Here is a 16,268-nt window from a genome sequence, read left to right as displayed (position 1 = left end):
CCTCACAGCTGTGCGCCCATCGCGTCGAGACCCGCGCGAAACTCCTGGTCGGACACCTCGTAATTCGCGGCGCCGCCTTTCGCGATATTTGAAACTCGTTTGCAGCGCATGGCCATTCGCCGCCATGCGTCTTCGACGTTCGAACCCGCTGTGGAACACGCTTCACCCACCGTCGAACCGGGCAGCACGCCACCGAGCGCGTCGGTGGTCGCACGCACGGTCAATGCGCCGATCTCGCCGCCGATTTTGTCCATCGACGCGGCCAGTGCGCGCAGCTCCGCTGGATCGACGTCCATAACGCCCCCCTTCATGCCGGTTCCCCTCCGGCGTAACGCTATACCAGAGCAATCTCGCCCTGTGCGGCTCAATCTATCATTCGCCGCCTGCGAAACGTCAAGCGCAGCAAGCTTTTCGTTTACGACTCCGAGTCGGGGTCCGGCGGGAGCACTCCGGTGACCAAGAAGATGACACGGCGGCCGATTTCCACCGCGTGGTCGGCGAAGCGCTCGTAGTAGCGACCGAGCAGCGTGACATCGACGGCAGCCGCGACGCCGTACTTCCAGTCGCGGTCCATGAGCAGTGTGAACAGGTGACGGTGCAGATCGTCCATCGCCTCGTCGTCTTCGTTCAGCTGCGCGGCGCGCTCCGGGTCACGGGTCTCCAGCACCTCACGCGCACTGGCTCCCATGTTCACGGCGATGCGGCCCATCTCTGCGAAGTAGCCGTTGACGGACTCCGGTAGCGCGTGGTTCGGATGACGCCTGCGCGCGACCTTCGCCACGTGCAGCGCCAGCGCGCCCATCCGATTCACATCGGCGACGATCTGGATCGTGCTCACCACTTGCCGCAAATCACCGGCGACCGGAGCTTGCAGCGCGAGCAGAGCGAAGGCCTTCTCCTCGGCGTCCTGGATCAGCTCGGCGATCCGGTCGGACTCGCTGATCACCTGCTCCGCCAGGGCGAGGTCCGCCTGGAGCAGCGACTGGGTAGCCCGCTCCATGGCCGAGCCGGCCAACCCGGCCATCTCACCCAGCAGGTGGGCGAGCTCAGCCATTTGCTCGTTGTAGATGACACGCATGGAAACTGACACTAGTTCGCCGCGCTGACCAAGTCACGAACAGGGAGTGAATGACCGGTGTGCATCATTAGCGTGGGAATTGCCGTTGACGATTCAACGACTGCGATCCGCACCCTCGCGGCTTGGGAACGACGACATCGAGACGAGTTGTGATCTGCGTCGCATTCGTCCTGCGGTGTATGCCGGGTGCGACTTGCAGTCGTTGGCGGCGTTGATGTGCTCTAGATCGGAGGACAGGGTGACTGACTCGTGTCACCGCGAGAACTCCGAGGGGTGACACAGCGTTCGCGCAGTCACCATCGGAGTTCGGCCCGAACTAGCTGTAAATGTGAAAACCCCAGGCGTCGCCGCCGCCAAACGCGCTGCCGTTGGGGACCAACTCGCACCCGCTTACGCGGTTTCCGTGGTCTACAAACCACTGCCGGGAGTGCTCACATTCCTGTGGCGTGTCGTACTGCCACCACCCGTCTGCTTGGGCAGGACCTGCGAACAGCGCCATGGCGGCCGCCGCTGCAGTTGCTCCGAAGATTAGTTTGCGTACCACTGAAATCCCCTCCGTATCGATGATCGACGTCCCCGACGCTAGCAGCGATCGAACGAGCGGATCAAGCGAATATCGTTGCGGTAGAACGTGAGTCAACACGAACTTGGGCTGCGGGGGTGGGTCGGGTGCTGGTGCACTCGGTCGTCTACTTGCAGACCTCATCGGCAGCGTTGACGTGTTCCAGGTCGGAGGGCAGGACGGCGGGCGTCGAACTCGTCGAGGTGCTCGTCGTGACGTTGGTGATCTCGTCACCGACCGGCGTCGGCGCCTTCACTGTGACGCCGGTCTTCGAGTCGCCTCCGATGACGACCTCGACGATGCCGCCGAGATCGTCGGCGGCCTCGATGGTCGCGCCGGGAATCGAAGTAGCCACTGTGGCAGCCTCCGCTTCCAGACCCGGGGCGTAGCGGACCTTCGTTGTCGTGGAGGTGCCGTTGGCGTAGTTTCCGGTGTTGTAGATCGTGAAGCCCTGGTTGCCGAGTTTGGTGGCCGCCGTGCGCGCCAGCCCTTCGACTCCGGAGCCGTTGGACACCAGCAGCGAGACAGTCGAAGGATCTACCGCCTTGTACTTGGTCGGCGTCGGAGCGGTCGGTGCCGGCGCGGGTACGTTCGCCTGAACGGTCGGCTTCTCGCCTGGCAGAGGTTGATCGTCGCGGATCGCCTTGAAGATCGCCTTGATGTCGGATTCCCGGGGGATCTCGTTGCCGTAAGTGGTGGTTCCCGCGGTCGGCACGGTGATGAAGGTGACCACGCCGGCATCGATCTTCTGCAGCGAACGACCCAGCATCAGCAGGTCGGTCGTTTCGACCTTGTTGACCCAGGTGTGCTCGCGAAGCGCAGTTATGAAGCCGTTCAACTTGCCCGGATTGAACAGCACCTTGCTGGACAGCGTGCTGCGCAGCAGCGAAGCGAGGAAGCGTTGCTGCCGGTTGATGCGGTCGTAGTCGCTGCGCTCCTCGCCGTAGACATGCCGGGCACGCACATACTTCAGCGCCGTTTGGCCGTCGATGCGCTGCTTGCCCGGGTGCTCGAGGATGGTGCCGAGCACATCGTCGACGAGCGGCTTGGACGCGCAGACCTCGACGCCATCGATTTGGTTGACCATCGACTCGAAACCGGCGAAGTCGATGCCGATGAAGTGATTGATCGACGCGCCGGTGAGGCGCTGAATCGTGGAGACGAGGCACATCGGGCCGCCGAGATTGTAGACGGCGTTGAGCTTGTCACCTATGGCAGACGGGAACTTCTCGTCGGAATACGCGTTTTTTTCGTTGTCCCACCCATTGCACTGGGGCCTGGTCACGTCCAGGTCGCGCGGGAAAGATACTACGACGACCCGACTCCGGTCCTTCGGGATGTGGACCAGCATGGTGGTGTCTGCGCGGGCACCTTCGGCGTCGTCCAAAGTGCCCGCGCCGAGCTGGCCGTTGGCCCCTGCGCGTGTGTCGGTGCCGACGAGCAGGTAATTCTCGTCGCCGAGCTGGGCATTGGAATCAATGATGTCCTCTGAGTTCTCATCAAGGGCGTTGACCTGAGTGAAGCCGTCCGTCGTCGACCGCAAGTAGCTCCAGCCGCCGCCGGTGACCAGCAGAGCGAGCACAGCGCACACTGCACCCCCCGCCCTTCCCGCGGTGCGCAGACGCTTGTTGCGGCGCTCCTTGGAAGCCTGCAGACGGGTCTGGGCGGTGCCGACGGGCTTCGGCTTGGCGTCCTTGCCGTCCTTGGTCGGCCAACTCACGCCCTTGCGCTTGGCGCGCGTGGGCTCGTCGAGCGGAGGTAGGACGTCGGTGACCTCTTCGGCCTGTTCCGGTTCTGGGGGAGCGACGGGTGGTGCGGCGGATGCCGAGCGCTCGGCAGGGCGGCGGTTCGCGGGACGGGCGGCCGGTGTCGCGCCCGTGATGTCCTGGACCACCGGTGAGCTACCGGTCTGCCGTGGCGGTGGCGAGTCCGGTGCGCGCCGGGGACCGGCTGCCGCGCCACGGCCGTTGGCGGCGGCCGGGTCGGCGGGTCGGCGCGGAGCTTCTTGACGTGGCTCGGCGCGATTGATTCGTGCGGATGGTGGGCCTGCCTGCGGGGGTACCGGCTCAGGGCGGCGGCCTCGGTTCGTCGGAGAGCCCGCAACCGGTGGCGTGGGCTCGGGGCGGCGGCCTCGGATGGGCGCGGCGGCGGGGTCCGGTGGGCCGGGCTCGGGGCGGCGGCCTCGGATGGGCGCGGCGGTCGGGTCCGGTGGTTTGGGTTCCGCGCGGCGGCCTCGGCTCGGCGGGGCGGTCGGGTCCGGTGGCGTGGGTTCCGCGCGGCGACCGCGGCGGCCGGTGCGTTCGTTGTCGACTCGCTGGACGAGATCCTGCACCGTCAGGGGCGCGGAACTCTGGTCAGGAGCGGCGTCGGTATGGCGGGAACGACGAGACGTGCGTGCGACGTCTCCTTCGGGGTTATCCGCCGCGGGATACCGCTCCCACGGGGCGCGACCTCCGGGCCGTGGCGAACGCCCGTGCCGATCGTCACCCACCAACGAACCTCGCTTTTCGTCTTGCTTTCCGCCTGGGTCATACCGGACCGGCGGCACCGATCCCGCAATGATAACGATTCCGCCACGGCAGGCCACCCCACGGCGAAATCGAACAGGTCACAACGGTTCGACGCCAGCGTTCGCTGTGCGATTGCCGATCAGCCTCCGCTGTGCATCACATCTGCCGCGCGAGGCACCGCGGGATCGTCCGGGTCATCGAGCCAGCCGTGTGGCAGCGCGACTTTGCCCGGCGAGCCCTGCCTGCCGCGCGGACCTTCCGCGTCCTCCGGGAACGGAACCGTCGGGTCGAGTTGGCCGACGAGGTCTTCCAGTTGTGCGAGGCTGCCCACGGTGGCGAACGCACGTCGCAGATCGGAGCCGACCGGGAAGCCCATCAGGTACCACGCCATGTGCTTGCGCAGATCACGCATGGCCTTCTCCTCGCCGAGATGCTCGGAAAGCAGCGCGCCGTGCCGGTACAGCACCGCGCCGACCCGGCCCAGATCGGGCGCCTCCGGCAGCGGCTGACCGCGCAGCGCCGCCTGCAACTCGGCGAACAGCCACGGCCTGCCAAGGCAGCCGCGACCGACGACCACACCGTCGCACCCGGTTTCGTCCATCATGCGGACGGCGTCGGCGGCGGAGAAGATGTCACCGTTGCCGAGCACCGGGATCGAGGTGACCGCCTCCTTGAGCCGGGCGATCGCGGTCCAGTCGGCTTGGCCCGAGTACCGCTGCGCGGCCGTGCGAGCGTGCAACGCGACCGCTCGCGCGCCTTCGGCTTCGGCGATCCGGCCCGCGTCCAGATAGGTGAGGTGGTCGTCATCGATGCCGATGCGGAACTTCACGGTGACCGGGACCCCCGCCGGTTCCGCCGCGCTCACCATGGCGCGCACGATGCTCCGGAACAGCGTCCGCTTGTACGGCAGGGCGGCGCCGCCGCCGAGGCGGGTGACCTTGGGCACGGGGCAGCCCAGGTTGAGGTCGATGTGGTCGGCCCAGCCCTCGCCGACGATGATCCGCACCGCTTCGCCGAGCGTGGCCGGGTCGACGCCGTAGAGCTGCATCGAGCGAGGATGCTCGTCGGCGTCGAAGGACATCATGTGCAGCGTCTTCTCGTTACGCTCCACCACCGCCCGCGCGGTGATCATCTCGCACACGTAGATCGAGGTCGGGCTGCCGAATTCCCGGCACAACTTGCGGAACGCCAGATTCGTGATGCCCGCCATCGGCGCGAGCACGACCGGCGGATCGACCGGATACGGCCCGATCCGCAGCTTCGTCATCGCCTCGGTAGTCATCGTCACGCCGACCAGTGTCTCATTTGCGCACGTAAGTCGGCCGGAGCGGGTCGTTCGCCCGGTGCGCATGTCGCGCGGCACCGGGCCGTGCACACCGGCGCCGCCCTCGGTCTTCCGGGGCGGCGCCTGCTGTTGTTCCTCGGGTTCTACACGGAGCTGCCGACCATCGCGCGGTCGCGCTTGGCGGCCTCGCGGGCGAGCATCCGGTCGCGCTGTTCCTCGAACTTGATGACGTCCTTGCCCAGCTTGTCCAGGAACAGGCCGAGGCGCTCACGGACCGCCTCGCCGCGGGCGGTGAAGTCGGTGCGGTCGAAGATGTTCCACTTCTTCAGCACCGGCTGGACCACTTCCTCCAGGTGCTGGCGCAGATCGTAGATGCCGTGCTTGGCCATCAGCACGCCGTTGCGGCGGAAGTTGGGCATACCCGCGCCCGGCATCTGGAAGTTCTCCAGGATCAGGGTGATCGCCTCGATCGCCTGGTCGGGAGACAGGTCGAGGGCGGCGCCGCACATGTTGCGGTAGAAGATCATGTGCAGGTTCTCGTCGGCGGCGACGCGCTGCAGCATGCGATCGGCGATCGGGTCGTCACAGACCTTGCCGGTGTTGCGGTGGCTGACCCGGGTGGCCAGTTCCTGGAAGGTGACGTACGCGACGGAATGCAGGAAGCCCGCGTCGGCTTCCGCGGGGGAGGCGAAGCCGTTGGTCATGTGGACCATTCGGGCTTCCTCGAGCGCGACCGGATCGACGCCGCGGGTCACGACCAGGTAGTCCCGCATCACGATGCCGTGCCGGTTCTCCTCGGCGGTCCAGCGGCCGACCCAGGTACCCCACGCGCCGTCCTGAGAGAAATTCTCGGCGATCTCGCGGTGGTAGGAGGGCAGGTTGTCCTCGGTCAGCAGGTTCGTGATCATGGCCGCCTTCGCGACCTCATTGAGGCGGGACTGCTCCGGATCCCAGTCCACGCCACCGAGTGCCGCGAAATTGCGGCCGTCGTCCCACGGGACGTAGTCGTGCGGGTGCCATTCCTTTGCCATGGAGAGGTGCCGGTTGACGTTTTCTTCGGCAACCGGCTCCAACTCCGTCAGCAGCTCGAGTTGAGTCAGATCCCTTGCCATGTATGAACCCTTCAGTGTGTGCTTCCGGTCGTGCAGGTCAATCCCAAGGTAGACCGATACCGATGCGGCCATACCTTACGGCACCGTAGGTGTGATGCGAAACGCATCCGTTAGGCGATCGATGCTCTGGTGATCCACCTCATACGACCTCTTCGCCGTTCGGTGATCTCCATGAGTGTATGGGCTCTACCCGCTGCAATGGGTCTATCGACGCGGTGATAGGAGCGTTAGCCGTACGTGGGCGAACACACAAGGGCGGCCCAGGGGGCCGATATGGGATCGAAACGCCCTGGTTCTGCGCGTGTCGGCGAACTGCGGCGAGCCCAGCTGCGATGTTCCTGTGAATTGGCGCCGACGACGCCCTCCGTGGAGAGCGGTCGAGAGGTCGGCACCCGCCAGGAAGTGAGTAGGTGTGATGGCGGGATCCGGCATGTGTCTCCCGGGCGCCACGCGCCTTGGTTGCATGACGTCCTGTGCGATCGAGCCGGCGATTCGCGATGGATCGCGGTGAAATCGGCGTGTCCGATCGCCATCTATCGCCTCCGAAGGCCAACGCCTTCATGCCGCTCTTCCCAAGTCGCACGCTTGTCGGATCTTCGCAGGCTTTTCCTCCCCGATCGCCGACGGCGGTTCGACTGCGCATCGCAACTACGCCGACAACCATGTCCTTCTATACGTAATGCGCCGCCCGGCGGCGTATGCCACTGCCCTCGGCTGCTCGTCACTATCGGGTCATGCCGCCATGGATTGTTCATGAAGCGACGAAGCATCCGGGCCTCCAGCTGTGCCGTCGTGACCCGACGGTTGTCCTGCGTCGCGAATTGTCCGTATGTATCTACTGTGCAAGCCGAGCTGTCATCGGCTTTTCCGCCGACCGGCGTACAACCGCGATCAAGGGGATATCACAACCGGCGCATGACTGACCGGTACGCGAGACGCGATCTCTCCAGTCGACGAATGCCCTATGCGAGGTAGCTGTGCTGTTCGTCACAATCCAACCGGTACACCTCTGATGCCACTCCATCGTGGTGACCCCTATAGCCGTGCCGGGGGTGACCGGCGATGTCGCTCCGGCCGAGATTCCTGTTCCTCACCGCTTACACCGTCTACGGCGCCGACTGTGCAAACCGTGACCGGTGATCGGGGAGCGGTGCAGCCCTTCTCGCCGCCGAGCGCGCTCCCCGGACGCCGCCTCCTGCGAAGCGTCCGTGCGGCACAGGTAATAGAGCCCCGACGCGGCGTTTCCACTGCCGTATGGCCGGCGCCGCACGGCGGAGAACTCCGAGAAAACAGGTCGGGCGCCCGGAGCAATCCGGACGCCCGACCTTTGTGCCCCCAGTAGGGCTCGAACCTACGACCTGCGGATTAAAAGTCCGTAGCTCTACCAACTGAGCTATAGGGGCGCGGAGCAACAGTGTAGTGCGGGCAGGGGCGTATGCCCCAATCGGGGGAGTTCGTGTCGGCGGGCGGGCTGGATGGGTGGGGCGGCGTGGCGGACCCGCTGGGGCGGGCGGACGCGGGGGGATGGGTAACGCGGCGTGCGCGGTGGGCGATGCAGGCGGTAAACACTTGGCACCCAGCTTTGTTCATCTTAGCTGGATCTGGATATCATTCAAACATGTTGGCTGGCAATCTCTTTGGATTTGCAGGGGTGAACGGCTGTGGCCGGGGAAGGCGTGGAGGACGGGTTGGCGGGCGAAACGTGGGCGGCGGCCGGTCGTCCGGGTTGTCGGTCGGCGCGCGTGAAGAACCTTGAACCGCTGGCGAATTCGCGCACCACTCGGATAGGCGGTCCAGGTTGCCGAACATTTGCCGTAACAGAAAACCGAATCGGATGGCTACCTGACTCCTCGGTTTGCCGCGTGTCGGATCGGGATTCCGGGTACGGTGACGCCTTGGTGAATTCCGAAAGAATCGTCGACTCGGTCGGCGTCACGGAATTCGGATTGTCGTTGCTGTGTCCGAAGGTGCCGCGGTCGGCCCGGCCGGCCAGGGCTCGACGGAACTCGATGCCGCAGGAGGAGGCACGTTCGAAACGAAGAAATGCCCGGATGCGCACCCCCTGCGGCGCACCCGGGCAGGCAAACTATACCAGCTGGTGTGTTTCAGGTTTTTAGGGCGTTTTCGTACCGAAAGTCTGCAATCGGTCGAAAACCGGGTTCCACGTATTGATAAAACTCATGAATTCGCGCCGAGGGTCCGTTCCTTCGGGGGTGGCTGATTGGCGGCGAGTAAGGCTTCGGAGGCGTTTCGAGCATGGCACGGCAGCAAGAGCGGGCGCGCCGGACACGGGCGGCGATTATCAGGTCCGCCGCCGTTGAGTTCGGGAAGAGCGGCTATGCCGCTGCATCGCTCAACCGCATATTGGAAGGATCGCGTGCCACCAAGGGCGCCATGTACTTCCATTTCGATTCGAAGGAAGACCTGGCACGCGCGGTGCTGGAGACCGCGGTGGAACGCTACCGCGCCTCCGCCGAGCGCTGGCTGGCGCGAACCGATCTCAGCCCGCTGGACATCCTGCACGGGGTGGTCGACGAGATCGCGCTGCGACTCGAGCACGACATCATCGTGCAGGCCGAGTACCGCCTGATCATCGAACCGGACTTCTATCGGGACGTGCAGGCCGGTGGCGGCCGCATCCTGGGCCGCACCACCAGGGTGCTCACCGTCCGCGCCATCGACCACGGGCAGCTGCGCGCGGACGCCGATCCCGACCGGTTCACCCGCACGCTCGCCGCGGCGCTGGCCGGTCAGCGGTACATGGTGGATCTGCTCGGCGGGCAGGTCGATCTGCGGGCGCGGTTCGAGGAGGCGCTCGAGGTCGTGATGGAGGCGATGGCCACCCCGGAATGGCTGGAGAAGTTCCGCAGCGACGGGTGGCGTGCCCACGCGCGCTTGGAAGAGCTCGGTTTGAGCCTCTGACCAGCCGGTTTGGGATTCGAGTCCGGTCTGTCATAAGCTATCCCAGCTCCCAACGGACAGCCGTTGAAAGCCGGTCCGGAGAAATCCGGGACGAGCCCCCTTCGTCTAGCGGCCTAGGACGCCGCCCTTTCAAGGCGGTAGCGCGGGTTCGAATCCCGTAGGGGGTACGATCCATGGATCGTTGGTAGCAGAGCATGGCCCTGTGGCGCAGTTGGTTAGCGCGCCGCCCTGTCACGGCGGAGGTCGCGGGTTCGAGTCCCGTCAGGGTCGCAAGCAAGCGCCGGAGATATCCGGCGTTTCGCGTATGGCATTCACTTCGGGTGCCTGCGGCCAGGTAGCTCAGTTGGTACGAGCGTCCGCCTGAAAAGCGGAAGGTCGCCGGTTCGATCCCGGCCCTGGCCACCTTCACTTGTTGGCGAGCCCTGTTCACGGAGAGCGTGAGCCGGGCTCGTTTCGTTATGTGCTCAATTCCCGTTCTACGGGTCTGCGTCGCCCGACTTTCTCGCTTGGTGGTTTCCTTCGTCCGCGCGGGCGGACGGCTGATCGTCGTCCGGTGTGGCGTTGCTCTCTGCTCGCTGACCGCTCGATTAGATCTGGCGAATCGAGCGGTCGCGCATCGGGGTTCGGGACTACGCGGTTGCTTGTAGGGCGCGGGTAGGCTGGCGCGGCCATGTGGATCCTTCTCCTCGCGCTCGCTGGGTTCGCCTTCCTCGACTCGCTCGACCTGCTACTGATCGGCGTCACCACGGCGGTGGTCTACGACAGCAGATTGAGCCGTCGCTCGCCGCTGGTGAGCGGTTTGAGCTTGCTGGCGGGCGTCTTCGCCGTCACCACCGCCTTCGGCATCTGCACGATCCTGGGGATCGGTTTTCTGACCGATCTGTTCGACTTCGAGATCACGCCGACGGTGCGGTATTGGGGAGAACTCCTCGCGGGGGTGGTGCTGATCGCTCTCGCGTGTATTCGAATGGCCGGTACGGCGACCCCGGAACGGGCGAGCGCGCTACGACGGCAACCGTGGGTGCTCGCCGGCCTCGGCGTGGCGATCGGCATCGCACAGGCGCCGACCGCGGTTCCCTATCTGGCCGGACTCGCGATGATCTCCGCACGGAATCCGCTCCCGACGTTGTGGCCGCTGATCGTGGTCGCGTATTGCGCGTTGGCATTGCTGCCGCCGCTGGTGATACTCGGCCTCGCGATGCGGCGTACGACCGGCGCGCGGCGGATGTATCGGAAAATCGTTCGCATTATCAGCTCGTACGGACCTGCTTCGGTGCGCGTACTCTTCGCGATCTTCGGTGTGGTCGTCCTGTGCCACGCGCTCATCCATTACCGAAGCCTCTGGCCGTGAATTGCCGAGTCCGGGCAACGGATGGCGAACGGAAAAGCGATTGAGCGGTGGTGTTCGGTGGGATGCTGGAGGTATGGCTGAGCGCTGGTATTACTGCTTGAAGCACAATCGGGCCGAGCAAGGGCGGCAGTGCTGGTTCCGCGACCGGATGGGGCCGTACCCGGACAAAGCGACGGCCGAGCGCGCGCTGGAGATCGCGCACGCGCGCAACGAGCGGGAAGATGCCCGGGATCGGGCCTGGCGGGACGGGGAGTGACGCGCCCAGGGTCTTCCCCCGGGCGGTGAAGTTGATCTTGGGCAGCAGGTCGAGGGCTCGGACCGCGTCACACCGGGTGCGGCCGCTCAGGTCGCGATCAGGTGTATCGAGTACGGTTCTCCAGAACTCGACGAATGCTCGGAGGTCCTGGCGTGGGCTGCGAGCGGAAACCAGGATCAGCAGGGAGGGCGACCCTTGAGGGTTACCGTTGTTGTGCCGACCTACAACGAGCGGGAAAATCTGCCGGTTGCGGTGGAGCGGCTGACCGCGCTGCCGGTGCCCGACCTGCACGTACTCGTGGTGGACGACAGCTCGCCGGACGGCACCGGCGAGGTGGCCGACAAGCTCGCCGCCGAACTGCCGAACGTGGTCGGTGTGCTGCACCGGACCGAGAAGGACGGACTCGGCCGGGCGTACGTCGCGGGCATCACTCGGGCGCTGGACGAGGGCGCGGACGTCGTGATCCAGATGGACGCCGACCTGTCGCACCCCGCCGAAGTCATCCCGGCCATGCTGGAGAAGCTCTCCGGCACGGACGCCGGCGTCGTGCTGGGTTCGCGTTACGTTCCCGGCGGCTCGACCGCCGCGGAATGGAAGTGGTACCGCAAGGCGCTCTCGGCCTGGGCCAATTTCTACGTGAACCTCATCCTGCGCTTGGGCGTCAAGGACGCCACCGCGGGCTTCAAGGCGTGGAAGGCCGACACCCTGCGCGCCATCGACGTGGCCTCCATCCGCAGCAACGGGTATTCGTTCCAGGTCGAGATGAACTACCGGACCATCAAGAAGGGGATCGCGATCGCCGAGGTCCCCATCCGATTCGAGGAGCGGACGCTCGGCGCGTCCAAGATGAGCCTGAAGGTGCAGCTCGAGTCGGCGCTCATGCCGTGGAAGCTGCTGTTCGGCCGCGCGGTCTGAGTTACGGCCAACGGGTCCCGTTCGTCGGCGGCTCAGGCGGTCAACGGCTGACCGAGCGGCTGTGCATCGCCTCCAGCCCGGTCACGAGCACCGACCGCACGGGCGAGGGGAGACGCGCAGACCAGGTCGATGTCCGGCGTGATAGCCGCCGCAGGCTGCGTCGCACCGATCACCCGCGCCGCTCACAGCACGTCGGTCCGCAGCTAGGGACAGCATCGCGGCCGAAGCGGGGCGACAACACGACCGGCGGCCGTCGTGGCGCGACGCCGTGCCGATCAGTGCGGCCAATTCAGTAGCGTGTCTACGAACAGTTGGCGGACCCGCGCCACGTTGTCGTCCAAATCACCCGGCTCCCATGCGCTGACGTCGATGGGGTCGAGTATCGCCACGTCGACTGTTCCCGGCCGGGCGACCATCGCGTTGCGCCAGCAGATCTCGCCCGCGTTCCGGATGACGACCGGGATCACCGGCACGCCCGCCTGCATGGCGATGTGGAATGCGCCCTTCTTGAACGGCCCGACTTCGGGGGTGTAGGAACGGGTGCCTTCCGGAGCCACCGCGACCGACAAGCCACCGCGCAGGGTCTCCACCACCGGCCGCAGCGCCGCCTTGGCCTGAGCGGTATTCGCCCGGTCGATGAACGTCACGCCGACGAAGCGCATGAGCGGCCCGAAGACCGGATTCTTGGTCAGTTCCTTCTTGCCGATCGCGGTCACCCCGCCGCCGAGCACTTCGGGCACGATGATGATGTCGAACTGGCTCTGATGGTTGAACAGGAAGACCGCGGGCCGCGGCGATCTCGCGTGTTCGCCGCCGGTGACCCGCACGCGCACGCCCGCGATGCGCAGCGTGTTGCGCGCCGCGTGCGCCATCAGCGCGTCGGCCATCCGCTGCCGGTCCTGGGTGGGCGCTTTCGACGCGACGCCGAACAGCGCGCCCCCGAGCAGCCCGGCGAATCCCGCGGCGGTGCGTACGTAATCGCTCGCACGCGGCGCGCGGCGCGGCCGGAATGCCAACGTGGCCCAGTGCTGCCGGTCGGCGGCGCCGCTGAGCGCGTCGTCGGCGTTCACCGCCACCGGATGCCCTACCAGCGACAGCATGGGCAGGTCGGCGATCGAGTCGGCGTAGGCGTAGCTGTGCTCGAGATCCACTCGGTGCGCGGCGGCGAAGGTAGCCACAGCCTCGGCTTTGCCGTTGTGCCACAGCGTCTTCCCATCGGGATAGCCGGTGAGCACACCGCCGCTGGTGGCCATCGGCGTGTACAGCACGTGCTCGATGCCCAATTGTGCCGCCGCCGGCGCCACCTGGAATCGGGTCAGTGAGCTGACCAGCACGATGGTGTGACCGGCTGCTCGGTGGGTGCGGATCAGTTCCCAAGCTTCGGGATACAGGTACCCGTAGACGGTGCGCTGGAACAGGCGTCTGCCCACGTCGTCCAGCTCCTGTTCGGAGCGTCCGGCCAGCGCCTCGGACAACTCGCGCAGGAACCGGCTGTATTCGCCGTCGGTCATGTGATCGCGGAGGCCGCCGAGCAGCACATCGGCGGGCTTGCGGCGCAGCCGACGCGATTTCGGGGCGTCGATGACCGTACCGCCGAAATCGAAGATCGCGGCGACCGCGCTGCCTTGCGGACCGGAGCGGATGGCGGCGAGCGCGGCGTCGAGGTCGGCGCGCGCGTCGGTCACCGCGCCTCCCGATTGGATGGATCCAGCGTGGCGGCCTGCGCGATGCGGGCGCCGATGGTGCGCAGGCGCTCGGCGAATTCGTTCCTTCGCCCGACCAACTCGGCGCGGCGCTCCTCCGGCTCGTCGTCGGACACCGTCTCCAGCAGGCCGTAGTTGTCGGCGAGCTTCAGCGCGCTGGTGAACAGCTCGGTCGAGACCGACTCCGGGCTGTGCAACCGCTGCTGCAGCATCATCTGCTTGCCGACCGCCACGCATTCGGTGATGAACTCCTTGCGGTCGATCTCGTCGCCCGCATCCCGGGCGGCCAGCCGTTCGGCCACCACCAACTGCGCGTCGACGAACGAGCGCAGCACGCGGTGGGCCATGGTGAACCCGGAGGCGGTGAGCTTCGCCAGGATGTCCGAGCTGAGGGTGTCGCTGCGGGTATGGCTGTACCAGTCCGGATCGACCAGCAGCATTTCCGCGACCATCTGATCGGCGAACTCGCCGCGATCGGGGAAGAAGAACTCGAACTTCAAGAGGTCGCGCAGCCGGAATGCCTCGTCCCACCCTGTCTTCAGGGCGTCGGCGTCACCGTTGTCGACCCCGGCCAGGATGGACAGCTCGAGGATGGCGCGGTTGACGAACCAGTGCACGGCGCTGTTGCGGTAGAAGGCGGCCTCGAGATGCGCGCCGGGCTCGATCGAGTACACCGGCTCGACCCCGCCGCGATACACCGTGACCACCTTGGCCAGCGAAAGCTGTTCCAGCACGACGGCCAGGCCCTGTGCGTCGCGCAGCGCGTCGAGTTCGCCGCCCGGCAGCTCACGCTTGTCGATATAGCCGAGCACCGGGTTGAGCACCGTGCGCACCTCGCCGAGGGTGAGGGCGCGCCCGTCCACGCCAAGCAGAGCCAGGGTGACCAGCGCGCTGACGGTGATCGGGGTGACCGCGTTGATGCCGACCGCGACTTCGAATGCCAACCGCTGCACGGCCTTTCGTTCCAGTTCGGCGATTTCCGGCGGCTCGCTGTCGACGACCCCGGCTTCCGTGCGCGGCGCCGGAATCGGCTCGGTATGGTGCAGGGGGATGGTCAGCGGCGGCGCGGTGAGCGGGTCGCCATGTGCGGCAAGACGATCGCGGGCCGACAGCGGCTCCCCGAAGCGGACGTACACGTGCCCGGCGGAGTGCTGCTGGCTGCGGATGTAGCGCGCCAGCCAGGTCAGGCCCTCCGGTTTCTTCTTGCCGCCCTCCTGCTCGGTGGCGATGGCGCCGAGCTCGTTGAGCCGCTCGTAGGTGATCGAGACCGGAACCAGCATGACGTCGTCGATGCGGTTGGAACGGACCGCCGCGGCGAGGTAGTTCAGCAAGCCGTAGCGCGGGGGCCGCAGCTTGCCGGTGCGGGTGCGGCCGCCCTCGAAGTACCACTCCAGGTTGAAGCGCTTGGCCAGCAGGTAGGCGAAGTACTCCTCGACGACGGCCTTGTAGACCTCGTCGTCGCCGAAACTGCGCCGGATGAACACCGTTCCGGTGCGCCGGGCGATCGGGCCCATCGGCCAGAAGCTGAGGTTCGCGCCGCCGATCACGTGGTTCGGTGGGAAGTCGTTGCGGGCCAGCACGTCTCCCAGTACGAACGCGTCGACGTACGAGCGGTGCGAAGGCAGGAACACCAGCGGAAAGCGGCGGTTCAGGTCGCGCAAGCCGGTCAGGCCGGACTCGTCGAAGTCCACATTCCAGGTCGAAGCGTGCACCGGGCGCATGGCCTGGGTGAACAGGTCGGAAACCAGCCTGCTCTGGGCGGCGACGAGTTCGTTGAGCGCTTTCTCCGCGCGCCGGTACACCTCGTGCGGGCTCGCCCCGATCTGATCGGCGATGAGTTCCAGCCTGCGCAGGAAGTCGGGTGAGTCGAGTATCTCCTCCGCGACCAGCTTGGGCACCTTGTACCGGTCGCCGATGATGGTGCGCTCGGCGCGTTCCAGCGCCACCACCGCCGCGCGCACGACGGCGCGGGCGAACGGTTCGGCGGTGCCCTTGTCGTAGAGCGCCGAAGCCTCCGGATTGTTGACGCGCAACTCGCTGAGCCGGGCCGGAGCGCCGGTCAGCACGACGTGCCGGTCCGGTGACTTGGACACCAGCTTGCGCTGTGCCAGCCGGTTGGGCTTGCGCGGGTTGGTCAGCAGGGCGAGATCGGCGAAGGTGACGCGGCGTACGCCGTCACGTTCCGGCGGCAGCCACAGCACGCGGATCGGCACCACCAGTGGATCGTCGCGCCTGCCGACCAGCCGTGCGGCGACGGCGCCCGCGTCCAGATCCAGCTGGGTGACCGGGGCGTCGGTACCGAACTCGGCGCTGATCCCGCCGTCGGCGAGCCACTTGCCGACGAGTTCGCGTTCCACCCCGGAGGCGGCGTCGATCAGGGCCACCACCGATCGCGGTGTGGTCCCGGGCCGGACTGTCGCGGGTGAATCGCCGCGGTGATCGATCATCGATGTTCTTCCCTCCGCAGGTGACGCTTCCCCCTATTCAATCTCGGCGGGTCTGTTCCGCGCAGGCAGTCGGCGCGGCGAGTTCGTGCGCGGGCGCCGACGACGCGAACGGCGCACGCCCGGACGA

11 protein-coding genes and 4 tRNA genes are annotated in these 16,268 nt (G+C 66.5%); 7 read left to right on the top strand and 8 right to left on the bottom strand.

The window, feature by feature from the left end:
• Window positions 1–2: 2 nt before the first annotated feature.
• The 6 genes from ACWESM_RS06165 to ACWESM_RS06140 form a co-directional block, all read right to left on the bottom strand.
• Entirely contained in the window at window positions 3–296 is a 294-nt protein-coding gene (locus ACWESM_RS06165; RefSeq protein WP_355076997.1) for a hypothetical protein, read from the bottom strand.
• A gap of 119 nt (window positions 297–415) precedes the next feature.
• Window positions 416–1,078 (bottom strand): phosphate signaling complex protein PhoU, encoded by a 663-nt coding sequence (gene phoU / locus ACWESM_RS06160; RefSeq protein WP_355076998.1) that lies wholly within the window; start codon window positions 1,076–1,078, stop codon window positions 416–418.
• 689 nt (window positions 1,079–1,767) lie between these two features.
• Window positions 1,768–3,534 carry an LCP family protein gene (locus ACWESM_RS06155; RefSeq protein WP_364425032.1) on the bottom strand — a complete coding sequence of 589 codons (1,767 nt, stop codon included), beginning with the start codon at window positions 3,532–3,534 and terminating at the stop codon, window positions 1,768–1,770.
• Window positions 3,535–4,289: 755 nt separating this feature from the next.
• Window positions 4,290–5,417 carry a tRNA dihydrouridine synthase DusB gene (gene dusB / locus ACWESM_RS06150; protein WP_364425213.1) on the bottom strand — a complete coding sequence of 376 codons (1,128 nt, stop codon included), beginning with the start codon at window positions 5,415–5,417 and terminating at the stop codon, window positions 4,290–4,292.
• A gap of 161 nt (window positions 5,418–5,578) precedes the next feature.
• Window positions 5,579–6,547, bottom strand: a complete 969-nt coding sequence (locus ACWESM_RS06145; RefSeq protein ID WP_355077002.1) for an acyl-ACP desaturase — start codon at window positions 6,545–6,547, stop codon at window positions 5,579–5,581.
• 1,330 nt (window positions 6,548–7,877) lie between these two features.
• A tRNA-Lys gene (locus ACWESM_RS06140) sits at window positions 7,878–7,950 on the bottom strand.
• A gap of 853 nt (window positions 7,951–8,803) precedes the next feature.
• Between ACWESM_RS06140 and ACWESM_RS06135 the strand changes: the two genes are divergently transcribed.
• From ACWESM_RS06135 to ACWESM_RS06105, 7 genes are all read left to right on the top strand, one after another.
• The gene (locus ACWESM_RS06135) at window positions 8,804–9,469 is read left to right on the top strand and encodes a TetR family transcriptional regulator (RefSeq protein ID WP_355077042.1); all 666 of its coding nucleotides are present in this window, start codon (window positions 8,804–8,806) and stop codon (window positions 9,467–9,469) included.
• Between the two features lie 94 nt (window positions 9,470–9,563).
• A tRNA-Glu gene (locus ACWESM_RS06130) sits at window positions 9,564–9,636 on the top strand.
• Window positions 9,637–9,665: 29 nt separating this feature from the next.
• Window positions 9,666–9,739: transfer RNA gene (locus ACWESM_RS06125), tRNA-Asp, on the top strand.
• A gap of 58 nt (window positions 9,740–9,797) precedes the next feature.
• Window positions 9,798–9,871: transfer RNA gene (locus tag ACWESM_RS06120), tRNA-Phe, on the top strand.
• Between the two features lie 268 nt (window positions 9,872–10,139).
• On the top strand, window positions 10,140–10,820 hold the full coding sequence (locus ACWESM_RS06115) for a GAP family protein (protein ID WP_452491053.1): 681 nt from the start codon (window positions 10,140–10,142) through the stop codon (window positions 10,818–10,820).
• A gap of 73 nt (window positions 10,821–10,893) precedes the next feature.
• A complete protein-coding gene (locus ACWESM_RS06110) occupies window positions 10,894–11,076 on the top strand; it encodes a hypothetical protein (RefSeq protein WP_355075016.1) in 183 nt (60 codons plus the stop codon).
• 195 nt (window positions 11,077–11,271) lie between these two features.
• Window positions 11,272–11,991 (top strand): polyprenol monophosphomannose synthase, encoded by a 720-nt coding sequence (locus tag ACWESM_RS06105; RefSeq protein ID WP_228827674.1) that lies wholly within the window; start codon window positions 11,272–11,274, stop codon window positions 11,989–11,991.
• Window positions 11,992–12,266: 275 nt separating this feature from the next.
• On the opposite strand, the gene ACWESM_RS06100 is transcribed toward ACWESM_RS06105, so the two are convergent.
• Both ACWESM_RS06100 and ACWESM_RS06095 read right to left on the bottom strand, forming a co-directional pair.
• Window positions 12,267–13,676, bottom strand: coding sequence for an HAD-IB family hydrolase (locus tag ACWESM_RS06100; protein ID WP_364425026.1), 1,410 nt, complete (start codon window positions 13,674–13,676; stop codon window positions 12,267–12,269).
• On the bottom strand, window positions 13,673–16,141 hold the full coding sequence (locus ACWESM_RS06095; protein WP_356963683.1) for a glycerol-3-phosphate 1-O-acyltransferase: 2,469 nt from the start codon (window positions 16,139–16,141) through the stop codon (window positions 13,673–13,675). The genes ACWESM_RS06100 and ACWESM_RS06095 overlap by 4 nt, the downstream gene beginning before the upstream one ends.
• Between the last annotated feature and the right edge of the window lie 127 nt (window positions 16,142–16,268).

It is taken from the genome of Nocardia sp. NPDC003999 (genome assembly GCF_053604885.1).
This window is presented reverse-complemented; position numbering and strand designations above follow the sequence as displayed.

Excerpts from the sequence above, each read along its gene's own strand:
- ACWESM_RS06165 (WP_355076997.1), bottom strand. The coding sequence starts at position 296 with ATGGACGTCGATCCAGCGGAGCTGCGCGCACTGGCCGCGTCGATGGAC.
- phoU (WP_355076998.1), bottom strand. The coding sequence starts at position 1,078 with ATGCGTGTCATCTACAACGAGCAAATGGCTGAGCTCGCCCACCTGCTG.
- dusB (WP_364425213.1), bottom strand. The coding sequence starts at position 5,417 with ATGACGAAGCTGCGGATCGGGCCGTATCCGGTCGATCCGCCGGTCGTG.
- ACWESM_RS06145 (WP_355077002.1), bottom strand. The coding sequence starts at position 6,547 with ATGGCAAGGGATCTGACTCAACTCGAGCTGCTGACGGAGTTGGAGCCG.
- ACWESM_RS06135 (WP_355077042.1), top strand. The coding sequence starts at position 8,804 with ATGGCACGGCAGCAAGAGCGGGCGCGCCGGACACGGGCGGCGATTATC.
- ACWESM_RS06115 (WP_452491053.1), top strand. The coding sequence starts at position 10,140 with ATGTGGATCCTTCTCCTCGCGCTCGCTGGGTTCGCCTTCCTCGACTCG.
- ACWESM_RS06110 (WP_355075016.1), top strand. The coding sequence starts at position 10,894 with ATGGCTGAGCGCTGGTATTACTGCTTGAAGCACAATCGGGCCGAGCAA.
- ACWESM_RS06095 (WP_356963683.1), bottom strand. The coding sequence starts at position 16,141 with ATGATCGATCACCGCGGCGATTCACCCGCGACAGTCCGGCCCGGGACC.